The organism is Vibrio rumoiensis 1S-45, from assembly GCF_000286955.2.
GTDB classification, from domain to species: Bacteria; Pseudomonadota; Gammaproteobacteria; order Enterobacterales; family Vibrionaceae; genus Vibrio; species Vibrio rumoiensis_A.
Genome location: NZ_AJYK02000034.1, coordinates 36,180 through 57,477, shown reverse-complemented (window position 1 = coordinate 57,477; position 21,298 = coordinate 36,180). Strand labels below are relative to the sequence as shown.

General features: G+C 41.3%; 21 protein-coding genes. 11 read left to right on the top strand and 10 right to left on the bottom strand.

From position 1 onward, the window contains the following. Positions 1–22 precede the first annotated feature (22 nt). On the bottom strand, positions 23–682 hold the full coding sequence (locus tag A1QC_RS05000; protein ID WP_017026204.1) for an NAD(P)H-dependent oxidoreductase: 660 nt from the start codon (positions 680–682) through the stop codon (positions 23–25). A 351-nt stretch (positions 683–1,033) separates the two neighbouring features. Beyond that, on the bottom strand, positions 1,034–1,273 hold the full coding sequence (locus tag A1QC_RS04995) for a TIGR02647 family protein (RefSeq protein ID WP_017026203.1): 240 nt from the start codon (positions 1,271–1,273) through the stop codon (positions 1,034–1,036). Between the two features lie 323 nt (positions 1,274–1,596). On the opposite strand from A1QC_RS04995, the gene A1QC_RS04990 reads away from it, so the two are divergent. Beyond that, on the top strand, positions 1,597–2,502 hold the full coding sequence (locus A1QC_RS04990) for a manganese-dependent inorganic pyrophosphatase (protein WP_017026202.1): 906 nt from the start codon (positions 1,597–1,599) through the stop codon (positions 2,500–2,502). Between the two features lie 136 nt (positions 2,503–2,638). After that, entirely contained in the window at positions 2,639–3,028 is a 390-nt protein-coding gene (locus A1QC_RS04985; RefSeq protein ID WP_017026201.1) for a DUF2750 domain-containing protein, read from the top strand. A gap of 98 nt (positions 3,029–3,126) precedes the next feature. Here the strand turns inward: A1QC_RS04985 and A1QC_RS04980 are convergent, their stop codons facing one another. From A1QC_RS04980 to pspF, 6 genes are read right to left on the bottom strand one after another with little or no spacing between them, the layout of a single operon-like run. Continuing rightward, positions 3,127–3,915: a peptide ABC transporter ATP-binding protein gene (locus A1QC_RS04980; protein WP_017026200.1), complete on the bottom strand. Its 789-nt coding sequence runs from the start codon at positions 3,913–3,915 to the stop codon at positions 3,127–3,129. Further along, entirely contained in the window at positions 3,912–4,943 is a 1,032-nt protein-coding gene (locus A1QC_RS04975; RefSeq protein ID WP_017026199.1) for a peptide ABC transporter ATP-binding protein, read from the bottom strand. The genes A1QC_RS04980 and A1QC_RS04975 overlap by 4 nt, the downstream gene beginning before the upstream one ends. Continuing rightward, complete coding sequence (locus A1QC_RS04970) at positions 4,943–5,830, bottom strand: ABC transporter permease subunit (RefSeq protein WP_017026198.1); 888 nt, start codon at positions 5,828–5,830, stop codon at positions 4,943–4,945. Before A1QC_RS04970 ends, A1QC_RS04975 begins: the two co-directional genes overlap by 1 nt. Further along, positions 5,817–6,779 carry an ABC transporter permease gene (locus A1QC_RS04965; RefSeq protein ID WP_017026197.1) on the bottom strand — a complete coding sequence of 321 codons (963 nt, stop codon included), beginning with the start codon at positions 6,777–6,779 and terminating at the stop codon, positions 5,817–5,819. Before A1QC_RS04965 ends, A1QC_RS04970 begins: the two co-directional genes overlap by 14 nt. Continuing rightward, entirely contained in the window at positions 6,779–8,410 is a 1,632-nt protein-coding gene (locus A1QC_RS04960; protein ID WP_017026196.1) for an ABC transporter substrate-binding protein, read from the bottom strand. Before A1QC_RS04960 ends, A1QC_RS04965 begins: the two co-directional genes overlap by 1 nt. Before the next feature lie 25 nt (positions 8,411–8,435). Beyond that, positions 8,436–9,443 (bottom strand): phage shock protein operon transcriptional activator, encoded by a 1,008-nt coding sequence (gene pspF / locus A1QC_RS04955; RefSeq protein ID WP_017026195.1) that lies wholly within the window; start codon positions 9,441–9,443, stop codon positions 8,436–8,438. Between the two features lie 226 nt (positions 9,444–9,669). On the opposite strand from pspF, the gene pspA reads away from it, so the two are divergent. The 7 genes from pspA (at position 9,670) to A1QC_RS04920 (ending at position 15,776) form a co-directional block, all read left to right on the top strand. Next, positions 9,670–10,335, top strand: a complete 666-nt coding sequence (gene pspA, locus A1QC_RS04950) for a phage shock protein PspA (RefSeq protein ID WP_017026194.1) — start codon at positions 9,670–9,672, stop codon at positions 10,333–10,335. 103 nt (positions 10,336–10,438) lie between these two features. After that, positions 10,439–10,669, top strand: a complete 231-nt coding sequence (gene pspB, locus A1QC_RS04945; RefSeq protein WP_017026193.1) for an envelope stress response membrane protein PspB — start codon at positions 10,439–10,441, stop codon at positions 10,667–10,669. Between the two features lie 4 nt (positions 10,670–10,673). Then, a complete protein-coding gene (gene pspC, locus A1QC_RS04940; protein WP_026025967.1) occupies positions 10,674–11,063 on the top strand; it encodes an envelope stress response membrane protein PspC in 390 nt (129 codons plus the stop codon). 126 nt (positions 11,064–11,189) lie between these two features. Beyond that, positions 11,190–11,762 (top strand): DNA-3-methyladenine glycosylase I, encoded by a 573-nt coding sequence (locus A1QC_RS04935; RefSeq protein WP_026025966.1) that lies wholly within the window; start codon positions 11,190–11,192, stop codon positions 11,760–11,762. A gap of 270 nt (positions 11,763–12,032) precedes the next feature. Next, a complete protein-coding gene (locus A1QC_RS04930) occupies positions 12,033–14,081 on the top strand; it encodes a BCCT family transporter (RefSeq protein WP_017026190.1) in 2,049 nt (682 codons plus the stop codon). Positions 14,082–14,277: 196 nt separating this feature from the next. Then, positions 14,278–14,970 (top strand): recombinase family protein, encoded by a 693-nt coding sequence (locus tag A1QC_RS04925; protein ID WP_017026189.1) that lies wholly within the window; start codon positions 14,278–14,280, stop codon positions 14,968–14,970. Continuing rightward, entirely contained in the window at positions 14,970–15,776 is an 807-nt protein-coding gene (locus A1QC_RS04920) for a siderophore-interacting protein (protein WP_017026188.1), read from the top strand. Before A1QC_RS04925 ends, A1QC_RS04920 begins: the two co-directional genes overlap by 1 nt. Positions 15,777–15,879: 103 nt before the next feature. On the opposite strand, the gene A1QC_RS04915 is transcribed toward A1QC_RS04920, so the two are convergent. Both A1QC_RS04915 and cls read right to left on the bottom strand, forming a co-directional pair. Further along, a complete protein-coding gene (locus tag A1QC_RS04915) occupies positions 15,880–17,070 on the bottom strand; it encodes a cystathionine beta-lyase (RefSeq protein ID WP_017026187.1) in 1,191 nt (396 codons plus the stop codon). 58 nt (positions 17,071–17,128) lie between these two features. Then, a complete protein-coding gene (gene cls, locus A1QC_RS04910) occupies positions 17,129–18,583 on the bottom strand; it encodes a cardiolipin synthase (RefSeq protein WP_017026186.1) in 1,455 nt (484 codons plus the stop codon). A gap of 457 nt (positions 18,584–19,040) precedes the next feature. On the opposite strand from cls, the gene A1QC_RS04905 reads away from it, so the two are divergent. Together A1QC_RS04905 and A1QC_RS04900 are read left to right on the top strand one after the other, a co-directional pair. Beyond that, positions 19,041–20,381 (top strand): sodium-dependent transporter, encoded by a 1,341-nt coding sequence (locus A1QC_RS04905; protein ID WP_017026185.1) that lies wholly within the window; start codon positions 19,041–19,043, stop codon positions 20,379–20,381. A 199-nt stretch (positions 20,382–20,580) separates the two neighbouring features. Beyond that, positions 20,581–21,288: a TIGR01621 family pseudouridine synthase gene (locus tag A1QC_RS04900; RefSeq protein ID WP_017026184.1), complete on the top strand. Its 708-nt coding sequence runs from the start codon at positions 20,581–20,583 to the stop codon at positions 21,286–21,288. The last annotated feature ends 10 nt before the right edge of the window (positions 21,289–21,298 follow it).

Sequence of the window (21,298 nt, the reverse complement as noted above, 5' to 3'; positions counted from 1 at the left end):
GCTTGTTGTTAGCGATATAGGCTTATAAAACCGTGATCACATCTTTTTTTGCTAAGCGTGCTTTCGGCTTACCAAAGTTATAATCTTCAGTTTCAAGTGGGTAACCCATCGCTAAAGCGAAATCACACACATAACCATCGAGTTCGTGGCCGAACATTTCGGTGATCATTTCAGCGTCAACACCTTCCATACAAGTTGAACCTACCCCCATGCGAGCAAGGGTATGCAGTGTATTGCCTAATGCAATGTATGTTTGTGCTTTTGTCCAATTACCATTAAAGCCTGTTTCATCGGTGTTGGATTCGGCAAAACCAAACGCACCATTTAGCATGCTATCGTAGTTTTCCGCAGGTAAATGACCAGAGGCGACTTCGGCATCCACCACTTTACGGTAATCATCTTTAGAAAATTTAGGATGGTTAGCGAAAAGAATAATATGAGATGCTTCTTTTGCGTGTGGTTGATTGAACTGGTACATGTTGGCAAACGTGCGATGGAAACGCTCTTTAGCTTCATCGCTTTCAATCACAATGAATTTCCAAGGTTGAGAGTTAATTGAAGACGCTGATAAACGAAGGGCCTCTAAGATCACTTCCATGTCTTGCGCAGAAATTCGTTTGTTTGAGTCGTATTTTTTAACCGTGTAACGGTGATTAAGATCGCTGATAATTTGATGAGTCATGTTTTCTCCAACACAGAATATTGTATGAGGTGAAGTGCTTGCACAAGTAATTGTGATTTGGCACTAAACGAATAGGGCAATTCTAGAGAAAAGATTATCTTGAATAAAGCGCTTTATGTTTGAATTACTTTCTCATATTTTTTGACAATGAGTTGGCGACCTTCAATTTTAATTCGCTTAATTAAAGTAAGTCTTGTAACTGTGTGTTGACGGTTTAATGGATCATATTAGTTTTGTTTGCGAACTAATTAGTGACGCTAGTTTCATGAGGAAAAATAGGGGTGTTGTGAGGGGTTAATGTGAAAATCCCCACATTAAAAGTGGGGATAGTCTGACAAGGTGGGTGAGTTGTTATGCTTTAGAGCATAAAACGCTAAGCAGTTTTAAAGCGTGTTCAGAGACTTCAATTCCTTCGCTAGTTAAGTAGCCACCATCTGGCAGAGTGCATAAATTTTTATCGAAAAGGCTTTTTGCAGCGTGTTGTAACTCTGGAGCTGCGTCATTGTGAACTTTGATACCAGTCTGCATGCTTGTTGGGTCAAATTGTAATAGTAGGTTGAGCTCTGCAACATGTTCAGCTGTAAATTTCATAATCGTTCCTTACGTTTTATCTTATTCATACATTAGTTCTGTACACCGACTTTTAGCAAGTAGAATTGATTGAATTGCTTAGATAATTAACGGTTACTTGATCTAGGTTCGTATATTGAAACAGATTTGAATAATTGTTGAACTTCAAGCTATGTGGATGCTGAACTGAGTAAATGCAGTAAATATTTTTGATGTGACCGATGACAAATTTTTTAAATAAGGTAAAGTAGCGAGCAAATTTATCCCTAGTTGTAATGCCGTTATTTTCCCCATTTTTTGGTGAATGATTAAAGATGGCGAAATGTCGTAAAATAGGAAAGCACATGATTCAAGTAGTTGGTCACAAAAACCCAGACAGTGATAGCATTTGTAGCGCCTTGGTTGCCACAGAACTTCTTAAGGCTCGTGGTCTTGAAGCCAAGCCAGTTCGTCAAGGTGAGTTAAACCGTGAAACTCGTTATATTCTTGAGCAAGCGGGTGTAGAGCAACCAGAAATGTGTACTGGCGTTGCAGGCGAGAAAGTTTGGTTGGTGGATTACACGGACTTGTCTCAAGCACCGGATGATATTGCTGAAGCCGAGATCCTTGGTATCGTTGATCACCACCGTTTAGGTGATGTGATGACGGTTAACCCTCTGGAAGCGTGGATTTGGCCAGTAGGTTGTACTTGCACCATTTTATTTAACCTATTCAAAATGGAAGAAACGGAAATCACTAAGCCTCTAGCAGTGCTGATGATGTCTGCTATTCTTTCCGATACCGTCGGTTTTGCTTCTCCAACTTGTACACCAAAAGATGAAGCAGCAGTAAAAGAGCTTGCTCAAATTGCACAAATCGAAAACTTAGATGAATTCATTAAAAACCTTCTTATCGCAAAAACTGATATTGAAGGCCTCACGGCTGCTCAGTTAGTCGAGAAAGATTTAAAAGCATACCCATTCAATGGTCGTGATGTTGTGGTTGGCCAAGTAGAATTAGCCACAATGGAACAAGTGGATGGCATGTTTGATGATTTGAATGCTGATCTTGAGCGTCGCTGTCAAGAAGACGGCCTAGCGTTTGCAGCATTAATGCTAACTGATATCACCACGAGTACCACTGAACTTTTGTTCAAAGGTGAATGGTCAGCTAAGCTTGAAAAGCATATGAAAGATGGTGCTTTAATCATGGAAAATACCTTAAGTCGTAAGAAGCAAGGTTGGCCGTGGTTGCAAGGTGAGCTAGTTTAATTTTACTCTTGGTAATTGACGCTGCAGCTTTATTGACTGCGTTCAATGACACCAATGACTTCGAGTAACATTTTTGATTACAAATCAAAAGGCGGGTGAATCACTCGCCTTTTTTGTTTTATAAAGGAGAACGCTAATGACTCATACTTTGGATACCGCAACGATTGACGCAATTAACGCCTATGATAGCGAAAAGCGTTTTCAATACTGCATTAAAGAAGTCGTTACCAATCGTGAGATCTGGATCTTAAAAGATGAAGATGGTTGTGTGATGCTTAACACCGAAGAAGAAGATTGTGTACCCGTATGGCCAAACAAAGAGTTTGCACAGGCGTGGGCAAATGGTGAGTGGGAAGAATGCCAACCAGAAGCGATTTCCTTAAATAAATGGCATAGCCGCTGGACTCACGGATTAGAAGATGATGATTTGTCTATTGTGGTCTTTCCAAATGCTGATCAAGAAGGCGTGATTGTCTTCCCTGATGAGTTTGATTTTGAGTTAAAGAAACAGGCTCAGAAGCGTTAAGAGTGACTATTTAGTAACACTAAAATTGATGACAGTCTTTGAGTTTAAAAGCGCATTTAATAGCAAATGCGCTTTTTTATTTGGTGTTATACCAATAATTACTTTATATGACTTGGTTTGCTGTGGAAATGGTTCTCTATGAGTCTTTGGCTGATAGGGTGCTGGGGATTGGCAATCAAAGATAAGGTTTCGCCTGATTCCACGACTTCACCTTCGTGCATCACGATGAGCTTATCAGTAATGTGTTTTACCACGCCAATATGTTGTGACACATAAACAAAAGAGACGCCCATTTCTTCTTGTAACTCTAAGAACAAGTTTATGATCTGTGAGCGCATGGCCATATCAAGCCCATTTAAGGCTTCGTCAGCCACAATAACAGAAGGTTGTAATACCAAGGCTCTTGCCAAACAAACGCGCTGTTTTTGACCTGTCGCGAGCATCTGAGGATAGAAGTGAGCATGTTCTGGCAATAAACCTACCCGAACTAAGGTTTCCTTTACTCGTAATGAACGAGCTTCTGGTGGCATTTGAGTATTACGTTTTAATGGCTCTTCTAATATTTTTCCAACTTGAATACGAGGATTTAAGGACGTATTCGGATCTTGAAATATCATGCGTATAAATTTGCAACGGGTAGAATAATCTTTATGAAAAAGCTGTTCACCGTTAACAAATATCTTTCCATGACTAGGCTCAACCACTCCAGCCAACATTTTTGCTAATGTGGATTTACCAGAACCATTTTGACCAATAATACCAAGGGTTTGGCCCGCATCTAATGTGAATGAGATCGGCATTACCGCTTGTTGGATACGCTTCTTGAAAAGGCCCGAACGAGTGACAAAGCTTTTGGACAAACCAATCACTTCTAATAGTGCACTCATACGTGTTTCTCCATTTTCTTCTGTTTTTCTAATGTTGTGCGTTTTTCCATGTTAAGCGGAAAGTGGCAACTGAACTTATGATTTTTAATCCGTTTTCTTACTGGTACATGCACACATTTTGTTTGTGCGTATGGACAGCGAGGGCCTAAACGGCAACCTATTGGTAAATGCTGTAACGGTGGAATGGAACCTGGCAAAGACGGTAAGCGGCTTTTATGCGGGATCCATTCGTTAAAATCAGGCATAGCATGCAACAAAGCGACAGTGTAAGGGTGCTTTGGCTCATTTAAAATTTGCTTGGTATTTGCCGATTCTACCGACTGACCACAATACATAACCGTAATACGAGTTGCCCATTGGGTAATGGTGGTTAAATCATGCCCGATTAACATAATAGTGGTGTTGTTCACCTGATTCATACGACTCAATAGACGTAGGATCTGAGATTGCGTGATTGGGTCTAAATCATTAGTGGGTTCATCAGCAATCAATATTTTTGGTTTAGAGGCAATCGCCATGGCAATCATGATCTTCTGGCATTGACCATCAGTCAGCTCATAAGGGTAACTGCTCATGACTTGGCGGTGATCTTTAATACCCACTTTGTGTAATAGTGCTTTGGCGAGTTTGTGACGCCAATGCCAACGCTGCCACCATTTACCCTCAAAAGATGTAGATGGGATAGATTCACGTAATTGATGCCCAATTTGCTCGGAAGGATCTAAACAACTTGAAGGCTCTTGGAATATGACGGCGATATCACGTGCGATCACTCGCCGTCTTTCTTTTGCTGTCAGTTGGAGTAAATCAATACTCCCTAAGCGCATTCGGTCTGCTGAGACTTTCCAGGTATCTTTAGTGAGGCCAACAATCGCCTTGGCAACTAAGCTTTTACCTGAGCCAGATTCACCTACTAAACCACGAATTTCACCTTCATTTAGCGTGATGCTCATGCGATCTACCGCTTTCACGATTCCGTGTGGTGTTTCAATTTCAATGGTGAGGTTGCGAATATCAAGTAATGGCATTATTCAGTCCCCGAGCTTAATGCTTGACGAATACCTTCACCTACTAAGTTGATGATAATAACGGAAAACATAATAAATAAACCGGGTAGGGTGACGGTCCACGGAGCAAGATAAATTAAGTCGACAGAATCACCCAACATAGTTCCCCATTCCGGCGAAGGGGCTTGTGCTCCAAGGCCTAGAAAACCTAATGCACTGATGTCTAAAATAGCAATTGAAGCAGCCATGGTCATTTCAGCCGCTATCACCGTGGTCAGGTTGGGAAGTATGGAACTCCATAACAGATGGAAATTGTTTGCACCGTCAAGACGAGCGGCAATATTGTAATCTTTCTCAATCTCCGAATTTACCGCTAAATAGACCGAACGAATAAAACGTGGAATGAGCGCTAAGGTGATGGCTAAAAGAATATTGAGTTCACCGGAGCCTAAAAAGGCCACGAAAATGATCGCCAGTAGGAGCGATGGGATCGACATAACCGTATCGAGCAGATGGTTCAATGTGCTTGAGAGTAACCCTTTTGTCATCCCAGCAAAAATACCAATGGTACAACCAATAAAAGTTGCAATGAACATCACTATCATGCCGGAGCCAAAAGTGAGCTGAGCGCCCATAAGAAGGCGAGACAAAATATCGCGGCCAATATCATCAGTGCCTAAAAAATATTCAACGCTCCCTTCATGGCTCCATGATGGCGGCTGTAATAAATGATTGGTTTGTGCTAAAGGATCATGTGGCACAAGGAGTGAGGCTGATAGCGTAATGATCACTAAAATAACAAAGCACCATAAACCGAACATCGCTAAGCTATTGGTACGGTAGCTACGCCAGAAACGCTCAAATTGACCCGGGATGCGATCTTCTTGATAGATATTATTTGACAGCATACCACTGCTTCCTTACCAAAGGGTTAACCATTGCACCAATGAGATCAGACAAAATATTGGCGATTAATACGAATGTCGCTACTGTCATTACACCAGCTTGAATTGAAACGTAATCTTTATCTGCTAGCGCTTCAAGTAACCAGCGACCAATCCCAGGCCAGTTAAAGATTGATTCGGTAATAATGGCGTAAGTCAGCATGCTAGAAAGTTGAACGCCGACTTTAGGAATAATAGGGGGAATCGCATTTCTTAGAACATGTTGGAAAATAATCTCATAAGTGGAAAGCCCGCGAATACGAGCAGCACGAATGTAATTTTGTTGCCTTACTTCAGCTACGTTCGAGCGCATTAAGCGAATCACTTCCGTAGTAGGGGCTAAGGCTAATACTAAGCATGGCAAGACTAAGTGCATTAAAACACTTTGGATCAATTGAAGCCGCATTGGATCGTCGGTTAGAAACGCATCGATGGTTGCAAAGCCAGTGACATATTGAATATCAAATAATAAATCATGACGACCAGAAACCGGGGTGTAGCCCAAGTTTAAAGAAAAGAACATGATCATCATCAGGGCTATCCAGAAAATAGGAATCGAATACCCAACCATGGAGCTAAATGAGATCACGGTATCAAGCACTTTACCTTGTCTCATGCCTGCCACCGTACCAATAGGAATGCCTACCATGAGTGAAAACACCATAGCGAAAAAACACAGCTCTAAAGTGGCGGGGAAGACCATCTTGATTTCATCAATAACAGGATCACCATGAAGGTTGACCCCTAAGTTCATTTGGGAAAGTTGCCCTAAATAAGTGAACCAACCCTGGAAGAAATCTTGAATGGCCCATGGCGAAAGGGGGTCTAAGCGTAAAATGCTGTAGCCAATCAAGGTTAAAATTAACAAGGTAATGATGAATAAATTTATTCGGCGCAGGGTATAAACCAGCATTATTTTTCCCTTACAACATGTTCGAAACTACCCGAATTAAAGGGGTTTAAGGCAAATCCACTGAGTGAACGGTGATGAACTTGATATTGTACACCATGCGCAATCGGAATGATTGGTAATGCTTGCGTTAACATCGTTTGTGCTTGGTGGTACAGATTGGTACGGAAGCGTTGTTGTTCACCATCGCGGGCCAGTGTTAATAAAAAATCAAAATCAGGTTTACACCACATTGAAATATTCAATCCTGCTCGTTGTGCCTCACATGAAAGAAGTGGGCGCAGTAAACTGTCTGGTTCTCCGGTATTGGCTGACCAGCCTGTTAACACTAAATCGGTATTGGGTTGGCTCGTTAATTGGCGACGTTTGACATTTTCTTCTGTCACAATATTGAGTTGTATACCGATATCAGCAAAATCTGATTGAAGGAGTTCCGCTGTTTTATGTGGATTGGGGTTAAAAGATTGGGCTGCAAGAGGAACCCACAACGTTAACTGTAATCCGCGTTCATAACCAGCTTGCTTCAACAATGCTTTTGCGTAGGCGCGATCATAACGAATTTGTTCGCTATTGTCTTGATAAGCCCACGATTCTGCGGGTAATAATGAGGTTGCGACTTGACCTTTTCCGTAATAAACAGAGTCTAAGATGTTTTTTCGGTTAATGGCAAAGCTCAGTGCTTGCCTTACGCGCACATCATTCAATGCAAAATGTTGAGTATTAAGAGCGACAAACGCCACATTCATAGCTTGGCTAATGTTCGTACGAATATTTTGAGCTTTATTTAAAACCGTTAATTGGCTGGTGATTGGATCAGTCATTACATCGCATTCATTTCTCAATAGCTTAGCCAGCGTTCCTGTACCTCGGTTGGCAAAATCAAACACCACCTGCTTCATTTTGACGTCACCATTCCAATATTGAGAATGACGAGTTAAACGAATGAAGTCATAGTTTTCCGTGCTGACCATTTGAAAGGGCCCAGTACCAATTGGAAGCAGATCGATGTTCGATTTTTTATTAGCATCAGCCAACAATTGTGCATATTCAGCGGAATGAATCGCGGCAAAAACGGTGGAGATATTGGAGAGAAAAGTATTGTCAGTTTGATTCAGGATGAATGTTACATGCTGGTCATCTAACGCCACGACATCTTTAACTAATTTTGATAATCCAATACTTTGAAACCAAGGATAGTGCGCACCATTGACGTAATGATAAGGATTACTTGAATCAATAATACGTTTGAAACTGAATACCACATCTTGCGCATTAAAGGGGCGAGTGGGTTGAAACCAGCCAGTTGATTGAAACTCAACATTCTCTCTGAGAGTAAAAGTATATTCAGTATTGTTTGCATTGCTGACCCACTTCGTTGCGAGGTGGGGTTTCGGCTGAAGAGTGCTTGGATCAAGAATAAGTAAAGAATCAAATAACTGTGGGGCGATGGCTTTAATACTCTCACTGCCATCGGATAATTGAGGATTTAAAAATTTAGGGTAGTTGTCACTGCAATAAATAAAACCTTGTTGCCGTAATTGGTCATCCTTTTTTAAATTGTCACAAGCCGTTAGCCCAATAATTGCTATAGGAAGAAATAAGATCTTTTTAAGAAAAGTGGGCAACTTAAACATACGGCTTTATTTACCTTTATCATTGTTATTCGTTGTGGTTATCTTTGCCGATCATATCGTACTTACGCAACATGCCTCTAAATTGATGGTAACTCAAACCTAGTAGCTTAGCCGCATTTCTTTGATTGTATTTTGCTTCTTGTAAGCTTTGATTTAATACATTGATATCGCCTTCAGATTGCCATTGTTTGTAATCTATAGGTAAAGATAGCTCAGTTTTAGCCGGTGGTTGTATCGTTTCACTTTGTGTACAGGTGACCACGTCACTTGAGTTGAAAGGGTTAAATACAATATTTTGAATTGGGGTCGTTTGCTCACCGTGTTGGTACACTGCTCGTTCAACGACATTTTTAAGTTCACGCACATTTCCAGGCCAAGGATAATCTAATAAACTTTTCTCAGCATGAGAGCTGAAACCTGAAAAATAAGCAAATCCTAATTCCTGACACATCTGAATCGCGTAGTGTTCGGCTAGGAGTGAAATGTCTTCGATGCGTTGCCTTAATGGTGGTAAGTGGATTACATCAAACGCTAGCCTATCTAATAAATCAGCTCTGAATGTTCCTTGGGTCGCAAGTTCTGGCAAATTAGCATTGGTGGCGCAAATTAACCGGACATTCGCATGCAGTGTTTTTTGTCCGCCCACACGCTCATATTCACCATATTCAATCACTCTTAATAGCTTTTCTTGAACGGATAATGGTGCTGTCGCTAATTCATCTAAAAATAGAGAGCCATTTTCCGCGCGTTCAAATCGCCCCTTATGTTGACCTTTCGATCCTGTAAAAGCGCCAGATTCATGTCCAAATAGCTCTGAATCAATTAAGCCTTCACTTAATGTAGAGCAATTTAAGGCAACTAAAGGTTGTTGCCAGCGTTTAGACAAATAATGCAAACGTTGTGCGATCAGCTCCTTACCAGTTCCTCGTTCACCGACAATCAAGACAGGGCGCTCTATGCTAGCCAGTTGAGAGGTTTTATCTAAAGCTGCAAGAAACGCCGTCGACTGACCAATGATATTTTGCGCTTTCATAGTGTTGGACTCTATTGAGTTGGTAAGATTTACTAAAAATTAGTCATAATGGTCATTGGTTGCAAGTGATATTTTGAAGTGTTCAATCTTATTTATATTTATCAATAGGTTAAAAGTTGGCACGGTTTCTGTATTAGTTAGGGCAAGAATCGCGATATGTTGAGCTTATTTCATCTATCGCAATGTCACTTATTAAATCAATCGTTAATTGAAGAAGGGATCGACCATGGGTATTTTTTCACGTTTTGCCGATATCGTTAATTCAAACATCAGCTCTTTACTGGATAAAGCCGAAGATCCAGAAAAAATGATACGTCTTATCATTCAAGAAATGGAAGACACCTTAGTTGAAGTTCGTACACATTCAGCTAAAGCACTGGCCGACGATAAAGAACTAACACGCCGAATTCAATTTGTTGAAGAACAAGTAGAAGAATGGAAAGCGAAAGCGGCACTGGCCATTCAAAAAGAACGAGAAGATTTAGCTCGCTCTGCTTTAATTGAAAAGCAAAAAATGGAAGACAGCTTAAAAGGGTTACGCAACGAGAAAACCTTATTAACAGAGTCGATTGAAAAGTTAGCCAGTGAAATTGGAAAACTTGAAAATAAAATTATTGAAACCCGCGCTAAACAAAAATCAATCGTTATGCGTAAACAAGCCGCTGGTCATCGTCGTGATATCAAAAAACAACTTCATACTGGAAAAACAGAAGAAGCGTTGTCTAAATTTGAGCAGTATGAGCGTAAGATCGATGAGTTAGAAGCGGAAGCGGATAGCTATGATTTAGGTTCAAAAGCTAAAGATTTGAATCAAGAGTTTGCAGAGTTGCAAGCTGATGATGAAATTGAAAAAGAATTAGAAAAACTGAAAAAAAGCCTGCAAGATAAATAGAATCTTGTGTTGAGCTCAATTTGGGTTCAATGAATCAATAAAGTGTTCAATAAAAAGAAGCGGGGCAGCAATGAGCAGCCCCAATAAGAAATAGGAGTTGTTCATGAGTGCCTTATTCGTGACGCCGTTAGTTGTATTTTTAATTTTCGTTGCTCCATTATGGTTGCTTTTGCATTATCGCAGTAAACGTAAAGTGGCGAGCGGGTTATCTAGTGAAGAGCTTGAACAATTAAAAACGTTAGCAGAACGTGCTGAAAGTGTTCAACAGCGTGTGAAAACATTAGAAAAAATCTTAGATGCAGAGGCTCCAAATTGGAGGCGTAATCATGGCTAAAGGAATGGATAGAAGCGCGTTATATCGCGAACCTAAAAATGGCAAAATTGCTGGAGTCTGTGCAGGTCTTGGGCGCTATTTTGGTATGGAAGTCTGGTGGATGCGCATCATTGCGGTTTCTGTCTTCTTATTAGGTGGCGGTATTTTAGTCTTATTCGCCTATGTTGGCTTATGGTTGATGCTAGAAAAACGTCCCGCCTCTTTTGATGCTGCTGATGAGTTTGATTTTGACCATACCATAAAAAGTAAACCTTGGCAGAAAGGGCAAGTTCCTGCTGATCTACTTAAAGACCTGGATAAAGAATACGCGGCATTAGAAGTGAAAATTCGCAATATGGAAGCTTACGTTACTTCTGATGCGTATAAAGTGAATAAAGAGTTCAGTCAGTTATAACCCATTTATCAAAGATCTGGTTAATGACTTCCTGCAATAATTTAATATTTCATCTGCCCTTGATTCAGCTATGCTGTCAGGGGCATTTTTGTATGTGTATTTTTAAATTGAGGATTTTCTATGACGATGCAAACAGATACCACATGCGGTTGGGCGATGAAGCATGATAATGAGCGTGAGTATCATGATCAAGAATGGGGCGTGCCTGTCTACAATGACACGACTTTATTTGAATTCATTTGCTTGGAAGGGGCGCAAGCTGGGTTAAGTTGGCGCACGATTTTAAATAAACGTGATGGTTATAAGGAAGCATTTGAAGGTTTTGATATTGATACGCTTGCCAAGTATGACGAACATCGAGTGCCTTATATCATTGAACATTTTGATGTGGTGAAGCATAAGGGTAAAATAGCTTCTGTCTATTCTAATGCCAGAGCGGCGCAAGCCTTGCAGAAAGAATATGGCTCATTGAGCAAAGCATTATGGCAATTTGTTGACGGTAAGCCTGTTCAAAATACTTGGACAAGTATGGAACAAGTACCCGCGGTGACAGAGCAATCAAAAGCCATGAGTAAGTTTCTTAAAAAAAATGGCTTTAAGTTTATGGGGGAAACCATTTGTTATGCTTTTATGCAAGCAACTGGCATGGTGAACGATCATGTTGTCGATTGCCCGTGTTATCAAAAATGTAAAGTTTAGGTGAAAGAAATCTCATTCTTTTATAAATCTTGTGAGTTGGTCTCAGATTATTTTCTGGGGGAATGGTTTTTTACTAATCATTAACAATAAAGCTCACATTTTAACCACGCAGTTAGTTTTGTAAGAAAAACCTTATCCATTTAGTGGATCATCCTGTCATCTGTTTGTACCCTAATTAAATGTTATGTCTTTAATATTCCTTATGTTGGCTTCTAAGAAGCTAGATATATAAAGAAAAGGCATAGATATTTATTAAAATAGGAGAAACACATGGATGTTAAATCGGATAAGCCGTCTTCAACGGTTTTAATCCCCGTTTTTATCCCTGCTGTAATAGTGATTGCTCTCATTGTTATCGGTACTATTTCTAATCCACAAATGGCGGGCGACTTTTTTGCTCACACTCTAGCCGCCATAACGAAAAACTTTGGTTGGTTCTACATGCTCTCGGTGGCGATCTTTTTGGTCTTTATCGTGAGTGTTGCGGTCAGTAAATGGGGTGAAATTAAACTCGGCCCTGATCATGCTGAACCCGAATACAGCTTTACGGAATGGTTTGCGATGCTGTTTTCTGCAGGTTATGGTATTGCTTTATTATTCTTTGGTGTGGCTGAACCAGTATTGCACTATGCTTCGCCACCATCTGGCCCTGCATTAACGGTTGATGCGGCGCGCCAAGCTATGCAGATTGCTTTCTTTCACTGGGGCTTCCATATTTGGGCGATTTACGGCTTAGTGGGCTTAACGTTGGCCTATTTTGCATTCCGTCACGGTTTGCCGCTTTCTATGCGCTCAACTCTGTACCCTCTGATTGGTGATAAAATTCATGGCCCAATTGGTCATACTGTGGATGTCTTCGCGATTCTGGGTACTCTGTTTGGTATCGCCACCACGCTTGGTTTGTCGGTAACCCAAATCAATACTGGACTCAATTATTTATGGCCAGAGATTCCGATTAATAGCACGGTACAAATCATTGCGATTACGTTAATTACCTTGTGTGCGCTGGTTTCTGTTTTAGCCGGTATGGACAAAGGGGTGAAAAACCTTTCGCTATTGAATATGGTGCTGGCGATTGCATTAATGGTGTTTGTTTTTGTTGCGGGCCCAACCATTTTCATCCTAAATACCTTCATGCAAAACACTGGTAGTTACTTAAGTAACATCGTTGAGCGTACCTTTAATCTTCAAGCTTATACCGCCAGTGATTGGATTGGTAACTGGACTTTGTTCATTTTCGGTTGGACGATTGCATGGGCGCCGTTTGTTGGTTTGTTCATTGCGAAAATCAGCCGTGGTCGTACCATTCGTCAGTTCGTTGTGGGCGTGATGGTGGTTCCGACTATCTTTACTTTCCTATGGTTCTCAGTGTTTGGTGATACGGCGCTGCACATGATCATGGTTGAAGGCTACACCAGTATTATTGCGGAAGTTCAAAATAATAATGCGATTGCGCTGTTCAAATTGTTTGAACGCCTACCATTTACTTCGATCATTTCGTTCTTAACGGTCATTTTGATCATTACTTTCTTCGTCACGTCGTCGGATTCAGGGTCATTGGTGATTGATTCTTTAGCTTCTGGTGGCGCAGCGTATACGCCACCTTGGCAACGCATCTTCTGGGTATCAACAGAAGGGATTGTGGCTTCAGTTCTATTGCTGGCAGGTGGCCTTGGCGCACTGCAAACGGCTACGATTGTGAGTGCTCTACCGTTTGCCATCATCATGTTGATTTCGATGTTTGGTATGATTAAAGCCTTACGTATTGAAGGGCACCATGAAGATAGCCAGCAACAATATATGCAAATGCAGCAATCTAACTCGCCAACTGGTAAAGGGTTGTGGAAAAAGCGTTTAGCAAACTTGGTGGATTTCCCATCGCGTGATTCGGTTGAAAAATTCATTCGTATTACCGCGCTTAATAGCATGCGTAAAGTGGAAGAAGAGCTTGAAGCGCAAGATTGGGAAGCGGAAGTTAACTTTGATGAAGAACAATGCCGTGCTCACTTTGAAGTATATAAAGAAGGGCAGGTTGAGTTTATTTATGAAATTCGCCTACGTGCATATGAAATGCCAGAGTTTGCGGGTAATGAAGAAGCCGATGAACCACAAGATGAATATTATTATCGCGCAGAAGTCTTCTTGCGTCGTGGTGGTCAGGCTTATGATGTTTACAATTATGAACCTCAAGACATTATTAACGATATCTTGAATCAGTTCGAACGTTACTTACACTTTGTTCATATCTCACCAGGTATCCTGCCTTGGAATATGGAAGAGCATGATGATGACGCATTGCCAGAGAAGTCTGATGCATAAGGGTTCTCATCACTAATCGTGCAACATATGGTTAGCGTTACTTTCAAGCCTCACTAGAAATAGTGGGGCTTTTTTAGTGCTAAAGAAAACCGTGATAGGCTCATTTGGTGTTTCTTGTTGACTTATGAGCTTGTGCGTTCTATTCTAATTTGAACTTAACACTAAATGAGCTTGTGTGTTTGCCGAAGGAGGTAATATGTCTCAATCAAAAATGATCGGATATCTTCGAGTTTCTCCTAAAATTGAAGATATCGATCAACGTATCGAAGTGATGAAAAATAATACTCAAGGTAAGCTGTTTATTGAAAAGGGGGTTAGAGGTAATGTTCCATTAAACGAACGGCCACAATTTCAAGCCGCCAGAGCAATGCTCAATGCCGGTGATACCTTACTGATCTGGTGGATGACGGATTTTGGTTTGGGCTTTAAGCTCGCTTATGACGTGATCACGGATTTATTATCAAAAGGTATTACGGTTAAAACGCACCATCAAGATTTAACTTTTAGCCCAAATGACGCGCAAACCGATGCCTTGTTACGTTTAATCAAAGGTTACGAAGAAATAGAAACCTACCAGCGTTTAATGGCCGCAGAATTAGGTCGTCGTAAATTGAAAGGTAAGCCGGGTGAATGGGAAGATAAATTTCGTGGTAGACGAGCCAATCACGAGTTGCATAAAAGCATCGCCAAACTGCTATTAACCGAGCGTACTTTACAATCGATTGCCGATGAAACCGGAGCCAGTATTTCCACCGTGAAGCGTGTGAAAGCAAAGTTGCAACATAAAATGGAAATGGGTGGTATGCATCGCCATAACGACGATAAAAAACATGCTGAATTTCTAGAAAAAGAAACACATCAAAATAATGCAGATCATAAGGAATCGTAATGAAGCCGAATCGTAAACCGAAAGCCGCCACTGTGATTGATTCTTTGTCACTAACGCCCAATATGCTTCGCATCGTGTTGCAAGGCGATGATTTTAAGCAATTACAACCGAGTGATCTTGGTGGTTACATTAAATTGATGTTTCACCCTGAAGGGCATACTGATATTCGTCAAGTACCTGAAGGCCAGCGTCCGATCATGCGAACTTATACCATCAGTGAATTGAACCTTGATAGAGGTGAGATCAGTGTCGATTTTGTTAAGCATGAAATCGTGTCTACTGAAGATCATAGCGTCAATACAGAAAGAGGTGGTTATGCGATTGCTTGGGCGATGCACGCCAGTGTTGGGGATAACATTTTTATTGGTGGTCCTGGTAGCAGTCAAGATATCGATTTTAGTGCTGATCAGTGCATCTTGATTGCCGATATGACGGCGATTCCAGCGGTGAGTGCTAAAATTACAACGTTAAGTGAAGATGCCATTGGTGATGTTTTTGTACAGCTTACTTCACCGCAAGATATGCCAAACTGGACACTTCCAAAAGGCGTAAAACTGCATACCGTGATTGGCGACGATCCGGAGCAGCTCGCAGATGCAGTGACCCAAGTTGAGATTCAAAACCAAGATATCGCGCTTTGGTGTGCTTGTGAGTTTACCGCCATGAAAACGATCCGTGCTCACTTTACCGAAAAAGACCTTATACAGCGTGATAAGAGTTATTTCAGTAGTTACTGGAAGCAAGGCGTCACGGAAGATGGCCATAAAATGATTAAGCGTGAAGATGCAGAGCGTGGTGAAGGTTAAGGCGGGTCGGGCTTTCTATTGATTCGAGATTCTTAATTGATGTTATTTTAAACCGGCAAGCATTAAGCTCGCCGGTTTTATTTGTAAAGAAAACGCAGCTTAATTAGCTTTGTAATGCCTCGTTATAGGCTGCAAAACCGCGCTCTAAATCTTCAATCAGATCATCGACATTCTCTAAACCAATATGCAGACGCACTAATGTGCCTTCAAAGTGTGGGTTAGACACTGTACGCATGTTATCAAAACTGCTTGGTTCATTAGCCAAGATCAAGCTTTCATAGCCGCCCCAAGAATAGCCCATGCTGAAGTGATGCACGGTATCAAGTAATGCTGTGGTTGCGGCTTTATTGCTGGTCTTCATCACAAATGAAAACAGACCATTGGAGCCGGTAAAATCACGCACAAAGAACTCATGGCCCGGGCACGATGGCAAAGCAGGGTGGCGAACATGATCGACCTCAGGGCGAGTTTCAAGCCATTTGGCAATCGCGATACTGTTTTGCTCGTGCTGCTTTAGGCGAACACTGAGTGTGCGCATTCCACGTAGAGCGGTGTAAGCATCGTCAGGTGAGACGCATTGACCTAATAAGTAACTTTGTTCACGCAGTTGGGGCCAGTGCTTCTCATTGGCAACCGCAGTGCCTAACATGACATCGGAATGACCAACAATGTATTTGGTGGCGGCTTGAATGGAAATATCCACACCATGCTCAAAAGGTGAGAAGTTCACCCCTGCGCCCCACGTATTATCAAGCATGACGATGATATCGTGTTCATGTGCAATGCGAGATAAGGTTGGAACGTCTTGAACTTCCATGGTGTAAGAACCTGGCGATTCGATGAATAAAATTTTGGTGTTTGGACGGATTAAGTCGCGGATGCCTTCACCGATGCTTGGCTCGTAATAGGTGGTTTCAATGCCAAGTTTTTTGAGCATGATATTACAAAAATCGCGCGTCGGTTCGTAGCAGCTATCGACCATTAAGATATGATCGCCATGTTCAACGAAAGATAAAATAGAATTGGTGATAGCCGCTGCGCCGCAAGGGTAAAGCGCGCAACCTACGCCGCCTTCAATCTCAACCATGGCTTCTTGGAAGGCAAAGTGTGTTTCTGTACCACGACGACCATAGAATAAAGTATGACTTTGGCGCTTCATGGTCGCTTCATTTTTTTGAGCAACAGTATCAAACACCACGGTTGAAGCGCGTTGCACGGGTGGGTTTACCACGCCATGAGTCCATTTCTTATTGCGACCTGCGGTAACCAGTTTGGTTTCGAATTTCTTTGACATTGTATATCCTTATTTCTGTCGCTATTCCATTACTTGATAATGGCGCTGAAGTTGAGCCTTAGAGTAGTGGATTAAATAAATAAAACCCACGTTCTAGCACGCGGTGTGCAAAATTTCGTTGTTCCCACTCACTTGGTGATATTGGAGTGGATTGTGATAAATAATGGTCTTGTACCCAATAAAGTTCTTTGGTGAATTCTTTATCATCGACGGCGAGGGTGAGCTCGAAGTTAAGCCATAAGCTTCGCATATCAAGATTAACACTGCCAATTAAACAATATTGCTGATCGATCACAACTGATTTGGTGTGTAAGAGTCCACCATCAAATTGGTAAATTCTGACACCAGCATCAAGGAGCTCACTAAAAAAGGACTTAGAAGCCCAATTTACTAGCAAGGAGTCATTTTTCTTAGGGATAATGAGTTCAACTAACACGCCACGTTGTGCTGTCATTTTTAATACTTGGAGCAAGTTATCACTCGGCACAAAGTAAGGCGTTGTAATACGAACGGATTCTTTGGCCTGGTTTATTGCCAAAGTAAGTACTTGTTGGATTAAGTTTTCTGGCATACCCGGGCCTGATGGAACAACTTGCACTGGATGTAAAGCACCATTGGTTTCGAGAGTGCAAACAGGAAAGCTAGGTAAATTACGTTCACCGGTTTCAACTTCCCAATCCCAAGCGTGAATCGCAGCGAGTACATTTACGGTAGGGCCTGTCACTCGCACCATAATGTCAACCCATTGGCCAACACCAGAACCTTGTTTGAAATACACAGGATCGACCATGTTCATTGAACCGGTATAAGCGACTTCATCATCAATTGTGATGATCTTACGGTGTAGACGCAAATCCAAGCGGCGGAAGAACATCCGAAAAGCGTTTACTTCGAGAGCTTGTATGATATGGATGCCGGAGTTTTTCATTAACCCATACCAATGGCTACGGAAAAATTTCGGACTACCAGCAGAATCGATCAATATTTGAATATTTACCCCACGTTTAGCCGCTTGAATAAGCGCACTATTAACGGCATCGACTAAACCGCCATTTTCCCAGATATAGAACTCGATGCGTATGTTGTCTTGCGCTTTTTCAATATCGTCGATAATGGAACGAAGAATTTTTTCAGGGGTATCTTGTAAGGAAAGGGTATTACCACACAACGCAGGAATGGCAGTGCGGTTAGTGCACAGATCATGGATTTGAGACAGTTGAATGTTGAGTAATTTAGGTTGATGTGCTTGGCATTCATGCAGTTGAGTAAACCATTCACCATAAGGTAGGAACATTTTTTGCGATCGCTCAGCGCGAGTGCGACCAAGGTTTAACTCACCAAATAAGAAATACAAGATCACGCCCACAAATGGGATGATGTAGATAATCATTAGCCAAGCGAGAGAAACACTCACTGCACGACGCTTGATCACAACACGGATAGTGACAGACGCGACTAAGAGCCAATAACCAATCAGCCCCGCTAACGCTAATATTTGATAGAGCTTTTCCATTTATTCCTTTGAAATCAAAATGCCATTTAAGGCTGATACTAACACTGAACGTGCGAAATTTTGAGTAATAAATAGGTTCGCTATTTTATAAATGAAAAGTACAACATCTCTCCGTTATACCTGTAAAAATAAATGCTCAGATTAAATGATGGTTGTTTCGATTTGTTGATATCAAGTCTTACGTGTAAGTCATTTATGAATGATTAATATCATTCTGATTAATACAACCTGGTCAGTTATGCTCACTGCAGAGAAAAATTGTTTTATTTGTGACCAATAAGATTATAAAAATCAACTTTTATGATGGTTTTTATTTTAATTGCTAGCATAAACTGCTTTACTTGCAACCCTATTGTTAATATTCGTTTTTGCTGGGTGTAAGGTATTTTTTACACCAATGTAAAGTTTACAAATAAAGCGCGAGATAGCTCTCGTGATTATAAATTCGGAAAAGATTATGGCTTCAGCTTCAAGGGCTCAATTCAGTTCTAAATTGGGTTTCATAATGGCCGCAGCAGGCTCTGCTGTTGGTTTAGGCAATGTTTGGGGATTTCCAACGCAAGCCGCCAGTAATGGTGGCGCGGTTTTCCTACTGGTTTATCTCGTGATGGTTGTGGTGTTGGCGCTACCAATGCTTATTGCTGAATTGACGATTGGTCGATATGGTCAAGCGAATCCATTGCGCTCTATTGCGAGTGTTTGGCCTAACGCTAGCAAAATTCCACTTGGTTTCGGTTTAATGGGGTTAATCACCGCCTTAATGATTCTGAGTTTTTATTCAATCATTGCCGGTTGGCTTGTGGGTTACCTAGTTAGCCCCATTTTAGATCTGGTTGGGTTGAATTCGGTTTCTCATTGGCTAGAAACGTTTAGCACTGAGCGTAATTTATTTTTAGCGTTTGTATTTATTGCTTTGACCATGAAAGTAGTAATGAAGGGAGTAACGGAAGGAATCGAACGCTGGTCTTCGCGTTTAATGCCATTATTAGTCGGTCTATTTGTGGTCATGATTATTTACATCATGATGCAAGATGGGGCGATTGAGGGCCTAAAAATGTACCTAGTGCCTGATTTCTCACATTTCAGTTCCGATTTAGTTGTGGGCGCGATGGGGCAAGCATTCTTCTCGTTATCATTAGGTGTAACCGTGATGATAGTGTACGGCTCGTACTTACCAAAAGATGTGAACATTCCAAAAACTGCAGCGCAAGTTGCCGCCATTGATACTGGGATTGCTTTTGGTGCGGGTTTATTGATTTTGCCTGCGATGTTTGTCGCGCAAAAACATGGCGTACAAATTTACGATCAAGCTGGGCAGTTACTGAATTCTGATACATTAGTGTTCACAGTACTTCCGGCTATGTTCGATAGCATGGGGAGCACTGGCGCGATAGTGAGTGTTTTATTCTTTGCATTGATGCTGATTGCGGCGCTGACATCTTCTATTTCAATGTTGGAAGTACCCGTTTCTTGTGCAATTGAAGAATTAGGTCAAAAACGCTCTACTGCGGTGTGGTGGATAGGTGGGCTAGCGATATTACTTGCGTCACTCATTGTATTTAACTTTGGTAGTCTGTTTGGTCTTGTGATCACGGTGTCTACGGTTTACTTACAGCCATTATTAGGCTTAGTGTGGGCTATTTGTGCAGGCTGGGTTTGGAATAGAGCTAAATTATTAGAAGAAATTCGTCAAGGTCACCCTGATATGGAAAATAGCTTCTTCTGGAAAGTATGGCCAAATTATTTGCGCTATGTCTGTCCGATTTTAATGGGCTTAGTTTTCTGGGCGACGATATGATTTTCTAAGGTAAACGATATGCCTACATGACGGTTCTGTCTGAGCAATAGCATCAAAGCCTCGTTAAGTCGGGGCTTTTTTACGTTTGCATGAAGCCTTGCAGTGGAATACGCGGTATACTTCGCAACTAAATTTTCAGCTATATTTTCCTTTGCGAACAATCTTCGATAAATAGGAATAGATAATACGACAGGCTCCCATGTTCGATATTCTGCATCAAAACTCTGATTTTATTGTGATTAACAAACATCCTAATGTCAGTGTGCACAAAGATGACGGTGAAACGTCCTTACTGATCGAATTAACGAAAGCTCTAGGTGATACTTTACCTTGTGATCAAAAACTCTACTTAGTTCACCGCTTAGATAAAATGACGTCAGGCATTTTGCTCCTCGCTAAGCACCAACAAGCAGCGAGTGATCTTTCTCAGTTATTTGCACAACGAATGGTGAGTAAATATTACTTAGCTATTGGTGTGAAAAAACCTAAGAAGAAGCAAGGATTAGTGTGTGGTGATATGGAACGATCTCGTCGTTCAAGTTGGAAGTTACTTAAATCTTTGAACAATCCTGCGAAAACACAATTCTTTTCAGCTGCTGGTCAAGAAGGGCAGCGAGTGTTTCTATGTAAACCTCATACTGGGAAAACACATCAAATCCGCGTGGCTCTAAATTCAATTGGGTCGTCTATTATTGGGGATGATATCTATACGCCGAGCAGTCAAGCTGACCGTGGATATCTGCACGCTTTTGCATTGTCTTTTTCTTATTTGAGCCGTGATTTTGAATTTATCTGCAACCCGACATCATTTCCCAATATGGGGGAGAAATGGCAGAGTGATAGTGTAAAGCAAGCTATTGAATCATGGTCAATACCTGGTGACTTACCGTGGCCAAGTATTAAGTAATTTTATTCAA